Annotated in this window: 11 protein-coding genes; 5 read left to right on the top strand and 6 right to left on the bottom strand. The window is 35.1% G+C overall.

Going from position 1 to position 16660, the window contains the following annotated elements:
* The first annotated feature begins 181 nt into the window (after positions 1 to 181).
* From dnaG to IPG37_04865, 4 genes are all read left to right on the top strand, one after another.
* On the top strand, positions 182 to 1945 hold the full coding sequence (dnaG, locus tag IPG37_04880; GenBank protein ID QQR53756.1) for a DNA primase: 1764 nt from the start codon (positions 182 to 184) through the stop codon (positions 1943 to 1945).
* Between the two features lie 10 nt (positions 1946 to 1955).
* Positions 1956 to 3908 carry an RNA polymerase sigma factor RpoD gene (gene rpoD / locus IPG37_04875; GenBank protein QQR53755.1) on the top strand — a complete coding sequence of 651 codons (1953 nt, stop codon included), beginning with the start codon at positions 1956 to 1958 and terminating at the stop codon, positions 3906 to 3908.
* A 36-nt stretch (positions 3909 to 3944) separates the two neighbouring features.
* A complete protein-coding gene (locus IPG37_04870) occupies positions 3945 to 5252 on the top strand; it encodes an HlyC/CorC family transporter (protein QQR53754.1) in 1308 nt (435 codons plus the stop codon).
* Between the two features lie 150 nt (positions 5253 to 5402).
* Positions 5403 to 5762 (top strand): hypothetical protein, encoded by a 360-nt coding sequence (locus tag IPG37_04865; protein QQR53753.1) that lies wholly within the window; start codon positions 5403 to 5405, stop codon positions 5760 to 5762.
* 641 nt (positions 5763 to 6403) lie between these two features.
* Here the strand turns inward: IPG37_04865 and IPG37_04860 are convergent.
* Positions 6404 to 7423 (bottom strand): hypothetical protein, encoded by a 1020-nt coding sequence (locus IPG37_04860; protein QQR53752.1) that lies wholly within the window; start codon positions 7421 to 7423, stop codon positions 6404 to 6406.
* Between the two features lie 318 nt (positions 7424 to 7741).
* On the opposite strand from IPG37_04860, the gene secA reads away from it, so the two are divergent.
* On the top strand, positions 7742 to 10279 hold the full coding sequence (gene secA, locus IPG37_04855; protein QQR53751.1) for a preprotein translocase subunit SecA: 2538 nt from the start codon (positions 7742 to 7744) through the stop codon (positions 10277 to 10279).
* Here the strand turns inward: secA and IPG37_04850 are convergent, their stop codons facing one another.
* The 5 genes from IPG37_04850 to IPG37_04830 all read right to left on the bottom strand — a co-directional run bounded on the left by IPG37_04850 (position 10280) and on the right by IPG37_04830 (position 16650).
* Positions 10280 to 10717 carry a hypothetical protein gene (locus IPG37_04850; protein QQR53750.1) on the bottom strand — a complete coding sequence of 146 codons (438 nt, stop codon included), beginning with the start codon at positions 10715 to 10717 and terminating at the stop codon, positions 10280 to 10282. It lies immediately after the preceding gene.
* Between the two features lie 172 nt (positions 10718 to 10889).
* On the bottom strand, positions 10890 to 13055 hold the full coding sequence (locus IPG37_04845) for a translation initiation factor IF-2 (protein QQR53749.1): 2166 nt from the start codon (positions 13053 to 13055) through the stop codon (positions 10890 to 10892).
* 26 nt (positions 13056 to 13081) lie between these two features.
* Positions 13082 to 14146 carry a transcription termination factor NusA gene (nusA, locus tag IPG37_04840; GenBank protein QQR53748.1) on the bottom strand — a complete coding sequence of 355 codons (1065 nt, stop codon included), beginning with the start codon at positions 14144 to 14146 and terminating at the stop codon, positions 13082 to 13084.
* A gap of 436 nt (positions 14147 to 14582) precedes the next feature.
* Positions 14583 to 15161: a uracil-DNA glycosylase gene (locus IPG37_04835; GenBank protein ID QQR53747.1), complete on the bottom strand. Its 579-nt coding sequence runs from the start codon at positions 15159 to 15161 to the stop codon at positions 14583 to 14585.
* 22 nt (positions 15162 to 15183) lie between these two features.
* The gene (locus IPG37_04830) at positions 15184 to 16650 is read right to left on the bottom strand and encodes a hypothetical protein (GenBank protein QQR53746.1); all 1467 of its coding nucleotides are present in this window, start codon (positions 16648 to 16650) and stop codon (positions 15184 to 15186) included.
* Between the last annotated feature and the right edge of the window lie 10 nt (positions 16651 to 16660).

Below are 16660 nucleotides of genomic sequence, written 5' to 3'. Positions count from 1 at the left end.
AATCCTCTTGGTTGTGTAAATACTTAAAAAATAAATACCGAGCCTGTAAAAATGGCAATGTCACGCATTTTGCAAGCCTTACTTATATTTTTAGCATACTTTCACATAAAATCATAGCCAAGTTTTGTACGTCTGCTATACTTGAGAAAGTGGTATTGGTTCGTTCTGTTTAGTGTGATGTATGTCCCAAAATATATTTTTAACTGTCAAAGCAAACGTCGCTATTGAAGAAGTTATTGGTCAATATGTAACACTCAAACGAGCAGGCATCTACTGGAAAGGACGGTGTCCATTTCACCAGGAAAAAACGGCCTCTTTTACGGTAAGTCCACATATCCAGATTTTCCACTGCTTCGGTTGCCATGAATCTGGCGATGTTATGGCATTTGTAGCAAAAATTGAAAATTGCTCCTCTTTCGAGGCTGCCTGTCAACTGGCAGAACGGTATAATATAGATATCAGTGAACACCTCAAAGAGCCGGTACAAAAAAATAGCTCTTACTATGATGCATGTGCATTTTTTGCACTTTGGACTGAAAAACAGTTGAAACAAGACACGCTAGCACGACAATACCTACACAACCGCATGATTGAAGAAAAAGTAGTAACTCATTTTAAAGTTGGATATATGCCTGGCGGACTACATGTAATCAAAAACCTGTTAAATGACGCTCGCAAAGAACATATTTTAAGCGATGACCTGATACATGCCGGCATCATCATGCAGGGAAAATCGGTTCTATTTTCCCCGTTTGAAGAACGAATCATCTTTCCTATCGCAGATCATGCAGGACGAATATGTGGATTCGGCGGCCGCATCTATAAAGAAAATGATACACGAGCAAAATATTATAACTCAAAAGACAGCGAACAGTTTAGCAAAGGTACTTTATTATTCGGCCTTGATAAAGCAAAAAAAGCAATACAAGAAAAAGGATTTGTCTTTCTTGTAGAAGGATATACAGATTGTCTTGCAATGGCACAAGCAGGTTTTACTAATGTGGTTGCAACGCTGGGTACCGCCTGCAGCTTAACACATCTGAATCTGCTTGCACGCTATGCAAATGAGATTTTTATTATGTATGATGGAGATTCTGCAGGTCAACAGGCGATCTTGCGTATTGCACAGATGTGCTGGAAGTCAAACTTAGAACCGTCAGTAATTCTGCTTCCAGAAAAGCATGATCCAGCCTCCTTATTAAAAAGTGGCTATCCGATTCAAGACTTAGTGGCAAAACGGGAAGATATATTTTCATTTGAAATCAAAAAAATATCGGAACATTTTATTACGCTACCTTTGGACCAAAAATTACAACTCATTACACATATTATTGAAATCATAAAAACAGTTGAAGATCCAATTAAACAGAACATACTTATTAATAAAGCGGCTGAAAAACTCAATCTAAAAGCAGACCTTTTAAGAACAGAAATTAAAAAAAGTCATCAGCAAAAATCGCTACCAATTATCACAAAAAAACCAAAAACAGAACAGACCGATCAATTTAAGACAGAAAAAAGAATTTTTAGTGCCATCATAACAAATCCCTTACTCCTGGAAAAACCATCGATCGAGTTACTATTTACTTACCTGCCTATCACCTTAAAAAATATCTTAGTAAGCTTAAAAAAATGGCTATCAACGCATGTAGGTCCTGTAAACTTCTCTTTATTTTTTAACTCATTACATGAAGATGACCAAAAAGCGGTCAGTTCGTTACTCTTTTCACACGAACAACCGGTGGATGAGGCCACCTTTGACACATTAATCAATCAGTTAAAAAAGAAGTGGTGGAAATTAATTGCGCAAAGGATTAAAATACAAGTTTTAGAAGCAAAACGACTAGGAGATCAAGAAAAGGTTAACATTCTTTTAAAAGATTTTGTATTATTGCAAGGTAAAATGCTGACACAAGAAATAAAAAAAGAAAATGATTTTAATTAAGTAGGATCTCATGAAAACAAAACCAGAAAATAAAATCCTTCCTCATTCCGAAATAGACGATCAAATAACCCATGTCTCACAAGATCAATTAGATGAGTTAATTGAAAAGGGCAAAACAAATGGCTCGTTAACGTATGAAACAGTCATTGCTTTTTGCGAAGAACATGGTTTATCTGAAAAAGAAAGCGAAAATCTTTTACGATTAATAGAGAAAAAAAATATTGAACTTGTCACGCAAGACGAGGTTGAAATCGATACTATTCAACAAGAAGATGAGGCGTCCGGCAATCTCGGTTTTGTGAAGGAAGATATAGAAACTGAACATTTTACAGAAGATGTTATTGAAGAAGATATAGATCTTGAAAAAGAAAGTGACGATGATAACACCGAAGTAAGACATGCAGCCGGTACGGCGCAAGTTACCGATAGCGTTAAATCTTATCTAAGAGATATTGGCAAAATTCCTTTATTGAACAAGAAAACAGAGACGGCAATTGCTGCTCAGATTTCAGAAAGTAAACATCTTTGCATTGAAGCAATCTCACGGTTTCCATTTTTACATAAGGAGTTTGTAAGCATCGGCGAACGATTGCGAAAAAACTCTATTCATTTAAAAGATATTATACAGTTTTCTGAGTTTGATGAAGAAAATTTACCAATGATCGAGGCAGAAAAAAATGGAGTTCTTCTTATCATTGATGAAATAAAAAAACTCATTGAAAACGAAGTTCAGATTTATTATAGCTATAGAAATCAAATAGAATCTCAAGCTGCCAAGAAAGAGATGCTTAGTAAAGTAAAAGCAAATAAAGAAAAAATTGCACAAACAATCTGTTCAATTAAATTTGCGAACAAACTTATAAGAAAGTGTGAAAATAAGATACAGAAATTTATAACAAAAATTGCTGAAAAAGATCTCATAATTAAAGAAAATCAACATAAATTACTTGCTCTTTCGTCCATTGAACATCCAACGCCCGAACAACAACTTTATATTAATGAATTCGAAACATTAATACGCGCAGCAAAAAAAGCAATCAAAAAAATTGAAGTTGAAGTAGGATTTCCACTTGAATCTATTAAAAAAAATTATAACCAACTTATTATTGGATTACGCAAAGATAAGATTGCAAAAGACAATTTAGCAAAAGCAAACTTAAGACTTGTCGTAAATATTGCCAAAAAATATGTGAATCGTGGATTACATTTTCTTGACCTCATTCAAGAAGGCAATATTGGACTTATGAAAGCAGTAGAAAAATTTGAATTTGAACGTGGATTTAAATTTTCCACCTATGCAACTTGGTGGATTAAGCAGGCAATTACACGGGCAATCGCAGATCAATCACGAACAATTCGCGTGCCTGTGCATATGGTTGAAACATTAAACAAAATTAATAAAATTAAACGGACATTTATTCAAGAAAATGGACGCGAGCCATCCTATGCTGAATTAGCAAAAGAGTTAGGCATTGACGAAAAAAAGATAAAAAATATCATCAAAATTTCAAAAGAACCGATCTCTCTCCACACACCTGTTGGCGATAGTGAAGATGCCTATATTCAAGATTTTATCGAAAATGAAAACGAAGCCTCTCCAGCAGATGCAGTTGCCGGTGGCGACTTAAAAGAGCGTATCCGAGAGGTGCTTAAAACACTGACCCCGCGCGAAGAAAAAGTGTTAAAAATGAGGTTTGGTATCGACGTTGCATCAGAACATACACTTGAAGAGGTTGGTAAAGATTTTTCAGTAACACGTGAACGAATTCGACAAATTGAAGTAAAAGCATTGAAAAAACTGAAGCATCCGTCACGTAGCAAAAAACTACTTGCATTTTTCGATAAAGAACTAGAGGATAAGAGTGCAGATATAAATGAATCATATGAAGAAGATGATGATATATTGTTTTCACAGGAAAATGACGACGACAATGATTATGGTAGTTATGATAATGGTGAATAAAGTACATAATATTATTTAAAAGGTGTTTGAAACTATATGGATACCTCCTCTTTATCTAGTCAACTGTTAACCCCAGTTGGCATATTTGTTATCGCATTGTGTTGTAGAGCTATCTTTTCATTTTTAGAAACAAGTATTACTGCACTACGATTATTTAAACTAAAAGAACTAGCAGCGTCAGTGAATAAGTACCGTTTATTATTTCAGACCTTAGAAAAAAACCCACAGCAGGTTATTATCACAATTTTAATTGCAAGCAGCGTTTCAGATGTAATATTAGCTTCGCTTGCAACAAAAATCGCTGCAACTATTTTTAGTTTTTTAAGGTTATCAAGTAGTATCGGTTTTTCCTTTGGAGTTGGCCTTGCATCTATTACAATCATATTATTTGGAGATATCATTCCAAAAAACTTTGCCCGAAGCCGCGGGCCCCATTTTTTACCATCAATACTCTGGTTTATTAATGGTCTTTTCCACCTTTTATACCCCCTAGTAAGTGTTCTAATGCAGTTTGCCGATATGGTCATGTACAAATTAGATACACCAGCAAATGATCATGGCGAATGGGTATCATCAGAACGAGAAATACGCTTTCTGATCGATTATATCCATGAAAAAGGAATGTTAGAAATAGAAAAAACAGAGATGTTACGTAATATTTTTGAACTTGGTGATAAACCGGTAAAAGATATCATGGTATCTGTCAGTGATATTATTTCTGTCAATATTGACAGAACACCGACACAAGTTTTAGAGGTATTTTCAAAACATAGATTTACAAGGCTTCCTGTTTATAAAGAACGTCCAGACAATGTTGTTGGAATGATACATCTGAAAGATGTATTTGTCCTTTTATTAAAACAAAACATTCTTAATTTGCAAGAGATCATTAGACCAATAATGATGGTTCCAGATACGATCAAAGTCAATCAACTTTTAAGGCAGTTTCGCAAAGAGCATATTCATATCGCAATGGTAATAAACGAACATGGAATCGTAACAGGCCTAATTACCCTTGAAGATATTTTGGAAGAAATTGTGGGAGAGATTACAGATGAACATGAGTCCTTTAGTTCCAAAATTATGACACTAAAAGATGACAGCTGGTTAATTGAAGGAAATATCTTACTGGAAGACTTAAGTGCATTTTTAAATATCAGTCTCAAAACAGATCATGCTGTTACTTTGAGTGGTTTTTTAATTGAACAATTTCAACATATGCCACGCAAAGGTGAGCGATATAACGGATTTGGCTATCAATTTACTGTTCATAAAGTAAGTCAACGTCGAATTCTACAAGTCATTGTATCAAAAAATACCCTCAAAATTGGTGTTCAGAGTTAACAAAGATAAAAAATAAGCAATCTATTTTTAAAATATAACTGTATATCATGATATAACTTTGCTATTGATTGAAAAGTCTACTACAAAACAGTACAGCTCTATAAAATAAGTACATGGTAATTTTTCTAATCTTTTTTTTAAGAGGTAGTCATGAAGTTGATAAAAACAGATCTTTTATTACTATGTTTACTGTGCAACCTACAGATTAATAGTAAAGCGGAAAATCATCCTTTACGAAAACCTCTCAATCAAAATGCAAAAGAACTGGTACACGCAATTAACACAATCGTTCACGGAGCACTTTCAATGGTTGAACATAAAGACAATCCAGAAGAAAAAAAAGAGTTTGGAATTGGTCTTCATGAATTAGCACATGGAATCGCAGACCTTCTTTTAACCGGAAAAAGATCAACTCTTATTCTTTCTAAAGATGCCACGCAAAAAGCTATTCAAATTAGAAACTTAATAGAAAATTTTGCCTTATCTTTCAAAGAAATTTTTGCTCAATAAACAGTATATTTTTTGTATTTTCATCCAAAAGAAAATAAACGTTGAGCTGATCTAATCGTTAATTCTAAATACCTAATTAGCATAAAAAAATTGATACAATATTTTTTTTGTGCTATGAATGATATAGTCTAATAAAAGCAGTGTTGTATAGTATGTTGTATTTCCAAGGAGTGAGACATATGAACAGTGTCGAACTACGCACAATGTGGTGGCGTTACTACCCTATCGGATACGTTTTTCAGATTTTTACATTTCAAAACAAGCAAACATTATAAAAGGCTAACTATTAGTCTCTTATAGTTTATTCATCACTACGATGATTCTTTAAATACACCGTTATTGGTGCAAAAGGAGCTTGGAATGTTAAAAAAAACGTATGAAGAAATGATGATTGTTATGTTAATAGCTGTATCAATGATTTTAAAAATAGGGTCAATTGCAACCCTTTATTCTTTAAATCGTATAAGCCATGTAATTGTAATTCAATAAAACCGTTCATATAACAAACAAAAAACCAGAGAAGGTAGCAGAAAGATCTGCTACCTTCTCTTTGCTTACATATAATAAACTCGCGAAATTGTAACAGATAAAACAGAAAACGATAACTTCAAAATCCTGTTTTTTATTTTACTATACGCTCCCTATTTTATATTATTTTCCTCACACTCTAACTGAACCGACCCAGATTGTGGTAAAACTTTTGAAATAAGATTTTTTGAAGCTGTATACGATTGCGCTGCAACAGTAAAAACAACATTCTTACAATGATTGATTAAACTAGGAATTTTTGCAGCTAACAGCTTCTGTTGATAAAAATAAAAATTACGATCTTTTATTACGTATTTCTCAGGCATAGCTTCAAAAAACCGCTTTTCTGTCAACTCTTTTTGCTTATTCTTAAATGTTTGTGTATACACAGACTCCTGTTTGACCAGGCAAGGCAATATCTCCTGTTTATAGGCAATTTTGTAAATTGCCTGCAATACCTTGAAATCAAAGCGCTCCAAATCCTCTGAAATATACGGAGCCAAAAACACTAAAAACTCATTGTAAGAAACTTGCTGTTGCGAGAGTACGAGAAGATCGATTACAAGTTTTATTCGATCTTCTAACAAGTTGAAAAACTCTTCCATATATATCGTATAAAGCGTACAAAAATCAGAAACCAACATATTCTGATTGTCAAAATTACTTCCGTTGAACACTATATCTTGTGTAGAAAAAAGTTGCCACTCAAAATAGGAGAATTTTTCTTGAAAAATAGTTTGAACATGCAGTTCGAGTAGTTTTAACTCCTTTAAATTTTTCGATAATAAAACAATAAATCTATTTAAATCAAAACTTTTTTCTTTTAGATTGGTCAAAAAGAGTTGATCTTTAACCATTTCCATTTTGGGCTCAACGCCTGTACTATTCTTTAAAAATGCAGCAAACTGTGTGGCTTTTAAATCGATTGTTTTTTCAAAAGAAGCAAACCATTCAGCAATTGAGCTTTCAAAAACACCTTCTGTTACTGCAATGTCAGAAGATTTTATCATTTTTAATACTGAATCTTTACCATGCCCCGCATCATCAAAAAACTGTCTTTCACCTGAATTAACACAGAAACTTACACTCATTACCAGAGAAAAGAGTGCACCAAGAAGCAATCTAGTCGTCATACGATATTCCTCTATAAAATAAATCGTTAATTTAAATTTATTGTAAACTTTGCTGTTTAATAGTCAAATTTCACTAACTTAATTATCAAATTTTAAAACCAGGGAAAAACATTTTGTGATAAACTACAGTAAAATCAAAAACTTATAAAGTTTACTCAAAGTTTATGGCTTACATTTTTGATAAGAAATACCATTTCTAGATTTATCAAAGTCTTATTAAGCTAGTTTCATTGAGCCTTTATTTAAAATGTGATAGGCTAAAACATATTTTAGATGTTGAAAAAAATATTTTAATTATCATAACGGTTGGTAAAGTAAATGATTACACAGATCCTTTCAAAAATAATAGGCTCCGCTAACGAACGCGCATTAAAAGCGCTACAGCCGTTAGTGGTCCAAATAAATGCATTGGAAAATGAGATTAAACATCTACAAGACAGTGACTTTCCCCAAAGAACCATAACTTTAAAAACAAGGTATCAGACCGGTTCTTCTTTGGATGAACTTTTACCTGAAGCATTTGCACTTGTCAGAGAGGCCGCATTGCGCACGATAGGTCAAAGACACTATGATGTACAGTTAATTGGTGGCATCGTACTCCATCAAGGCAAAATAGCAGAAATGAAAACCGGTGAAGGCAAAACCTTAACAGCAACGTTACCGTTATATCTTAATGCTCTCACAGGAAAAGGTGTCCATCTTGTCACTGTCAATGATTACCTTGCACGTCGAGATGCTGAATGGATGGGAAAAGTATTTGAATTTCTTGGGCTTTCAACAGGATGCCTGCAAAACTCAATGTCAGATGAACAACGAAGGGAAGTATACAATAAAGACATCCTGTATGGAACAAATAATGAGTTAGGTTTTGATTATCTGCGCGATAATATGAAATTTAGACTTGAAGATTACGTACAACGAGAACTTGCATTTGCAATCGTTGACGAAGTCGACTCGATCCTGATCGACGAAGCACGTACTCCACTCATTATTTCAGGATCAGTTGACGATAGCAGCAAACTTTACATAGACGTCAATCGCGTTGTATCAAAAATGCAGAAGAATACACATTACGACGTTAATGAAAAAGATCGACAAGTATTCATTTCTGATGCAGGTATTGATATTATCGAAAAAGCTTTCAATATCCATAACCTGTATGCTATAGAACATTTAAGCTTATTGCACCATGTCAATCAAGCTTTGCGGGCACACGCACTTTTTAAGATTGATGTAGATTATGTGGTAAAAGATGGACAGGTATTAATTGTTGATGAGTTTACTGGTCGAATTTTGGCAGGACGGCGCTATAGCGATGGATTACATCAGGCATTAGAAGCAAAAGAAAATGTCAAAATAGAACAGGAAAGTCAAACACTAGCCTCAATAACTCTGCAAAATTTCTTCAGAATGTATAAAAAATTGGCAGGTATGACCGGTACGGCAACTACTGAGGCCGAGGAGTTTTATTCTATCTATAAACTCAACGTTGTTTCAATTCCAACTAACAAACCAATGATCAGAAAAGATCAAGCAGATCTTATTTTTTTAACAAATAATGCAAAATACAAAGCAATTGTTGAAGATGTTGCAGAGCGTCATAAAAAAGGACAGCCGGTCTTAATTGGAACTATTGCAATTGAAACATCAGAAAGATTAAGTCAAATACTTCATGTTCATGGAATCCCGCATGATGTTTTAAATGCAAAACAACATCAACGAGAAGCAGAAATCATTAAAAATGCAGGCCTTCCAGGAAAAGTGACAATCGCAACTAACATGGCAGGCCGAGGAACAGATATAAAACTTGCGGCAGAGTCTATCGAAGCTGGAGGTTTGTATATTTTAGGGACAGAGCGGCATGAAAGTCGTCGAATAGATAATCAGTTACGTGGTCGATCAGGAAGACAAGGTGATCCTGGTGAATCAAGGTTTTATATCTCGCTTGAAGATGATCTTATTCGTGTATTTTCTAGTGCGGGTGATTCACTCAAACAAAAGATGGAATGGTTTGGAATGAAAGAAGACGAGGTGATCGAATCACGGTCAGTATCTCGGGTTATCGAACGCTCACAAGAAAAAGTTGAAAAACATTATTACGAAATGCGTAAACATTTAATCGAGTATGATGACGTTTTAAATCAACAGCGCATTGTTATATACCGTTATCGCAAAGAAGCATTAGATGGAAAAGAAGAAGCAAAACACCTTGTTTACGATTTTATAGAACATACAGTCTCTGAAATTGTAACAATGATAGCAAACAACAGTAGAATGATTCACCAAGAAACACTTCAACAGATTATACAAGATTTAGTAAAACTGTTTGGCTGCCAAAAAAGTGACCTAACAACAACACCTACAGGGGGAAAAACCACTGATCAGTTGATTATTGAAATAGCAAAAAACCTGTTAAAAAAATATGATAGTTTACATAAAAACAAAGATCTTACAATTTTTGAGCAGGCTGAAAAATGGCTTATATTAGAAACAATTGATCAATCATGGAAACAGCACATGCTTAACCTTGATCACCTCAAAGAGGGCATCGGATTACGAGGCTGGGGCCAAAAAAACCCTTTAATTGAATATAAACGTGAAGCATTCGATATGTTTAAAGAGATGATGAATGGAATAAGGCAATCTGTCATCTTTCATATATTTCGATTACAGATTGAACAGTTCAATCAAGAAGCAATTGAATCAAAAAGAGAACGGGAATTAGACAAAATAAAAACAAACGCAACTGAGGATGATTCAGTTCAAACAATACGTCATTCAGAACCTACTGTTGGCAGAAATGAACAATGCTCCTGTGGTTCTGGCAAAAAATATAAAAAATGTCATGGAAAATAGTCATTGAATAGGAACAATAAAACCTAAGGCTGCTGCCAATATGTTTGCACAACAATAAGAAGTAAAAGATGTTATCTTTTTTTGTTCTGACTGATTTGATAGACAGATAGAAACATAGTAACGATAAAGCAATATAAAACCAGTAAAGCAGCCAAGGGAATTCCTCCGCCTCTCATGTGAAAAACATGTTTGTTGATCATTGTATTCCTTGTCATTGTGTTTTTTGAAACAATGAATACTATAAGCTGTACTGATCATCTGTGCACACATAATCCATTTCTCATATGCAAAAAAAGATCTTACCGAAAGCTGCTCAATACTAACTGGTATCCATTCAAATGTATGCCTATAATCAGACTTGACAGCTGCATGAAGAAGACAATACTGCATTAAAAGTAAGAAAAAATAAAATTGTATAGTTCCAATATATAAACGCATTGCAAATCCTAAAAAATGCTTAATATTTAAAATAAACTTTTTTTAAAAAAATGGAAGCATTTCCATAAAAACAATTTTTTATTTACTAATAAAAACAAACACATTCCCCAAAAGAAATGGTTCTTTTTTTCCTTCACCACAAACAAAAGAAGAATAAGAAGAAAGAGCAGAATTAATGCTTAGCCGGTATGATTTCTTTCTGTAAAACATAGCATTCTGCCACGTCATCGGGGAGCCAATCAGTAAATCCATCAACAAAAAAACCGAACTCAAAACCGGTGTGGACCTCTTTCACAGTTTTGCGATCACGCTGCAAACCAGAAATTTTACCTTCACCTATTTTTTTTCCTTTCCGTATCGCAACCACAAAGCCGTCTTTGACAAAACGCCCATCTCTTAAAATAGACCCAGCAATAACGCCAACCCCTTTAATATCAAAGACTTTTAATACTTCCGCTTGTCCAATTTTTTTCCGAACTTCAACTGTTTCACTTGATTCAGCAATAATCCAACTTTCTAAAAACTCAGTCAGTTTATAAATGATATCAAAAGAATGAATACTGATTTTTCGAGCCTGTGCTAACGATATGGCTTTATTTTCGGTTTTGGCATGCAATAAAACAATATGCGCTGCGGCGTTGTATGCAAGCTCTACATCACTCTCATTTGCCGTGCCAATGCCAACAACTATGACTACCAACTGTTTCTTGTATTTCTTATTTAAAGACGCTATAAAATCTAATACCGCCTCTTTTGATGATTCATTATCAGTTTTTAAGATGATATTAATTCCGTCTTCTTGGCTACTTGCTAACGATAAAGGATTCTGTTTGGTTACCAAAACCGCATCCTGTTTTGTTTTGCTGTACAATTCTTTTGAAACAACAGAAAAGATATCTCCAACCTCAGGTGCATTATCAAATCCTGAAATCTGAACAGGCACTGCTGGCAAAGCAGAAACAACGTTTTTACCAGTAGAATTCATCATAGAAGTAACTCGTCCTGTTGTATTTCCTGCCATAAAATAATCATTCACGCGTAAAACACCTATAGGACAGATAATAGTTGCAACTACTCCCCTACCACGTTCAAGTTTTGTTTCTAAAATATAACCTTTTGCAGGCTGTGTGAGACTTGTTTTCAATTCAAGTAACTCGGCTTGCAAACTAATCATATCCAACAACTGAGTTATACCAGTTCCTTGTTTTGCAGAAATAGGAACACAAATGACATCACCACCCCAATCCTCTACCACTATCTCATATTGAGTTAACTGACGCTTAACGATTTCAATACGATCTGGAGCTACACGATCAATCTTATTTATAGCTACAATAATGGTTAAATTCATAGATTTTGCTTGTCGAATTGCTTCAATAGTTTGCGGCATTACTCCATCATCCGCTGCAACAACTAAGATTGCTATATCTGCAACCCGGATACCTCTCTGGCGAATTTTAACAAAAGCTTCATGCCCAGGTGTATCAATAAAGACAATTTTACCATGAGATGTTTCAACTTCATGAGCACCAATGTGCTGCGTGATACCACCCTTTTCCTTAGCTGCAACACGTGTCTTGCGAATAAAATCAAGCAGCGTTGTTTTACCATGATCAACATGACCAATAACAACAACTATAGGGCTACGGACCTCAGTATAAGACTTATCAGAAGAAAATTTTTGGCCAACTGTACCAGAAGTCACCGTATTTGACTGCTCCTTTGTGATAGGCAGCTCATAATGTTTGGCAAGTTTAGCAACAGTTTTTTCGGACAAACTTTGATTCTTAGTTGCCAATACACCAGTACGAAGCAGCTGCAAAACTACATTGCTTAAGGGAATATTTGCTTTTTCTGCAAACTCAGAGACAGTCATTGAGTTCACCGTAAAATAAGGGCTTTTCTTTTTGTCTTTATGAGTTAATTCCTCAGAAACCGGAGCTTCTTTTTTACTTAAAGAAGGACTAGAGATTTGCTCGTTTTTGTTTATTGCATGACCTTTTTTTGTGAAATCGGTGTCTTTTTTTGAAAGCCGCAGCTCCTCAGCATCCTGGAGAACAGGATTAAATTTACCGTTACTTACTGTTTTTTCTACAACTGAAGACTGGTCTTGATGGGCATATACAGAATCAGAGACTTTTGTATCGCTTTTTTCTATTTTTTTATTACTTACACCTTCTCGCTTACGTTGATTTGAAAGTTCTGTATTACAATAAGACATCTCTGCCTCTGAAAGCACACTCATATGACTTACAACTGAAAAACCACCAGTTTTCAGTATTTCTATAAGCTCTTTACTTGAAAGATTATGTTTTTTTGCAAGTTCATATACACGCATTATCGATCACAATCCATTATTTAAATTTACCACGTATCATCAACACCTTCAGGCAGAGAAGCTGAATGTCGCTGCTCATCTTTCTGATTTAACTGAATATTTAAACCAACAAGTCTTGACGCTAAAGCGATATTCTGTCCACCTTTTCCAATTGCATAAGAACGCTGCTCTTCATCAACCCATACACGAGCATTTTGATCATCAATCATCTGAACACGATCGATATGCGCTGGCTTCAAAGCATCTTTTATAAACTGCTCAAGCGAGTCAGATTCGGCTATAATATCAATTTTTTCTCCACTGATTTCATTTAGAATAGGCTTTATTCGACTGCCCCCAATGCCTACACAGGTGCCAACTGAATCAATATTATCATCTTGTGAAAAAACAAGGACTTTAGATTTATACCCTGCTATGCGAACAATTTTTTTAATCTGTACAATTTTTTCAAAAATCTCTGGTATTTCAAGCTCCATAAGCTTTCGCACAAAATCACCCGAAGATCGATCTAAAATAAGCTGATACTCATTAAGGGGATCAGCAGATACCTCAAACAGTAAACAGCGGACAGATACCCCTATTACTGCTCTATCTAAAGGACTCATATGCGAAGAAGGCAAAAAGGCACTTGTTCCATCATCAAGCGTAACCACAAATCCCCCACGTTGTGCTTTGTGAAATACACCATGTATGATTTCGCCGCGTCGATCTTTAAACTCATTATAAACAGCAGTTGCTTCAATAGCCTTAATCTTTTGCGCAAGCAGCTGTTTTGCATGCATCACTTCAACACGTCCAATAGTGCCTTCAAAGGGGACTTTGATCGTCTGCCCTGGCTGTGTATCTTTAAACAAAAACCGTGCTTTTTTCAAACTTACCTGCTTGTCCGCATCTTGTACAACAGGAACAACTTCTTTAAGAGCTTCGATTAAAAGTTGACCTGTCGCATAATCATAATGAATTGCAAAAGTCACATTTGGATATTTTTTTAAATAAGCAGCTTCCATACTTTGTCTGACCAGTGTTTCAAGTACCGGTCGGTCAAGGCCGCGTTCGTCAATAAGTTGATCTATAACCTGTTTTAAATTCACAATTTCACCATATTAGAACATCTGAAACTAAGTTTTGGGATATAATCTGAAAAATCCTTCTTATGATAATACAAAATATTTAATCTTGCAATCGGAAGTAGATAGATCTTCCGCTGTCTATTTCTTACTTTATATATATAGTTATTTTTATTTATATAATAATAAGCAACGATAAAACTGGTGGAAAACTCTCTACACTGTCGTGCGATAGGGGCACTGAGAGGCGAATCTAATTTTTTTTTACATGGTGGATAAGTGGTGGATAACTGGTGGATAAACTTTTTTCACAAAAATAAATTTTTGGCTCTCCTGCTTGTACAGCAGAATATATTTTACCATCAAGAGAAAAGACTAGGGCTTGAAAACTTGCTTTTAGAGTTATCCACCAGTTATCCACCACTTATCCACCACTTATCCACCAGTTATCCACCATGCTTTAGTTCTGCGTCACAACTTCTTGAAGTTTTAAGAAATCTTCGATGCAGTAATCGAGCATTGCTGGATTACGCAAGATATATGCCGGGTGAAATGTTGGAATGAGGTGTCTATTATTCCAGGTAAGCAGCTGTCCGCGTATTTTTGTAATGGAGACTTTGCTTTCTAGTAAACTTTCTAGTGAGCAACTTCCAAGCGTGCATAGCATATCGGGATTAATGATCTCAATCTGTTTTTCAAGTAGTATTTTTTTGCAAGTAGTGCTTTCAAGTGCTGTCGGTTTTCTGTTGTGTGGCGGTCTACATTTTACTATGTTTGTAATAAAAATATCTTTCCTATTGATACCTGCAATTGCAAGCATACGGGTGAGTAAGTTGCCCGATCTGCCAACGAAAGGCAGGCCCAACTGATCTTCTTTTTCTCCTGGACCTTCGCCAATCAGCATTATTTTACTCATTAGGTTGCCAGTTCCAAACACTATTTTGTTTCTGCCAAGGTTTGCAAGTGGGCATGATGTGCAGTTTTGGTATAAACTATAAAGTTCTGTGAGTGCCGCTGCTTTTCTGTTTTTTTCATCCATTGTTTCTTGTCTCCAGTGTTGCCTATTTTACGCTGATACATCTCCTGATAAGTTTAAGCCAGCTATTTTTTTGAGCAAATTGTGTAGCATAATATGACGGATGAATACTTTTTTGAGGAAAATAGATTGACAGGCCCCTGGCTTTTCTTAAATTTGCCCCTGTAGTATTTGCGGTAACAGTATTCAGAATAATAGTTTGACCTGTTTTAATAATCATTTCCAGAGAATTTAAAAGTGAGTTTGTGTCTTGATTGTTGACTTTAAATTTAAATTTTTTCAAAGCTCCCAAAAGGTTGGTATAAAAATCAAAAAGATCGATATAAGTTGGTTCTTCAAAATTTGTGCATACCTGACTACTTCCTGCCTGTTTAACAAGCAGTGTAATATTGTTTTTTTCTTGCAAATCAAAACAGTTACACAATAGTTCAGCTACCATATGTACATTTCCCTCTATTTTGCTCATTTTGCTTAGATCTATGCTCGATAATGTATAATCACGAGTGATTGTTTCATAGGCATTTTGGTAAGATCTGACTATATTATTACTTACCTCTCCCGTAGAAGGGGATCTGTATAAAAAGCTTGCAAGGGCTGACTGGTAATTCCATCCTGCCCCCATTTCAACCTCTTGTGAAGCGACCATCATATCTGCGTATGGCGTTAGTATATTACCGATCTCTACCATTGCCATCAGACATGCGTCGAATCCGATGATGCTAAATTTTTTCCCAATTACATTATTACAAATGTAGGCAAGTGCTGTATTCAGTTTCTGATTTGTTAAATAGTTTCCTGTTGTGTCATCCCAACATACGCCTCTTAAGCCTCTTTCCACATAGTCTATAAACGATATTGATCGGTCTAGTTCAAGCATATGGGTATCGTTGTTAAAATGATAGAGATTTAAGGGATTACTAATGCGATGTCGCGAAGGGTCTAATGTACCAGTTCCGTGGTTCCATAGAATGAGTGCATATTGATCAGCAGGAAAGTCTCTTGCTGCCCACATACAGGTGGTAATCAGTGTTTTTGGGTCACCACTATCCATCGATTGAGTATAGGGGTCTTGTTTGTTCATCTCGTAAATGGCTGTACTATCTTTAATAAAATAATGGCGCGTTATTTTTTCGGTAGCAGAAAGTCTGATATCAAGATGTACTAAAATATTTATATTGTCATTAGATCCAACTTGTGCCATCTGTTGAATATTTCTACCTGCAAATCCGCGTAAATCATTGTCTGCCGCCATATACACAATAAATGTCCAAGGCTTTTTTTGTAGCGGAACAGAAGGGCTTGCGTTGCGTGAAATGGGAAAGTGCTCATTTTCCCAGTGTTCCATATTATGTAAAGTATGATTTAATAGATAATTTTCGTTTTGATGGCTATATATTGTTTCTGGTTGATGCAAGGCTGTTTCGTAGATTGAGCTGAATAATGCACTCTGCCATAGACCGATAATACAATACAAAAGTTTAACAAGTATCATTCTTCTTTAC

It is taken from the genome of bacterium, from assembly GCA_016699125.1.
In the GTDB taxonomy this organism is placed as follows: domain Bacteria; phylum Babelota; class Babeliae; order Babelales; family Vermiphilaceae; genus AWTP1-30.
The sequence above is the reverse complement of the archived record's forward strand: the minus strand, read 5'-3'. Positions and strand labels throughout refer to the sequence as shown.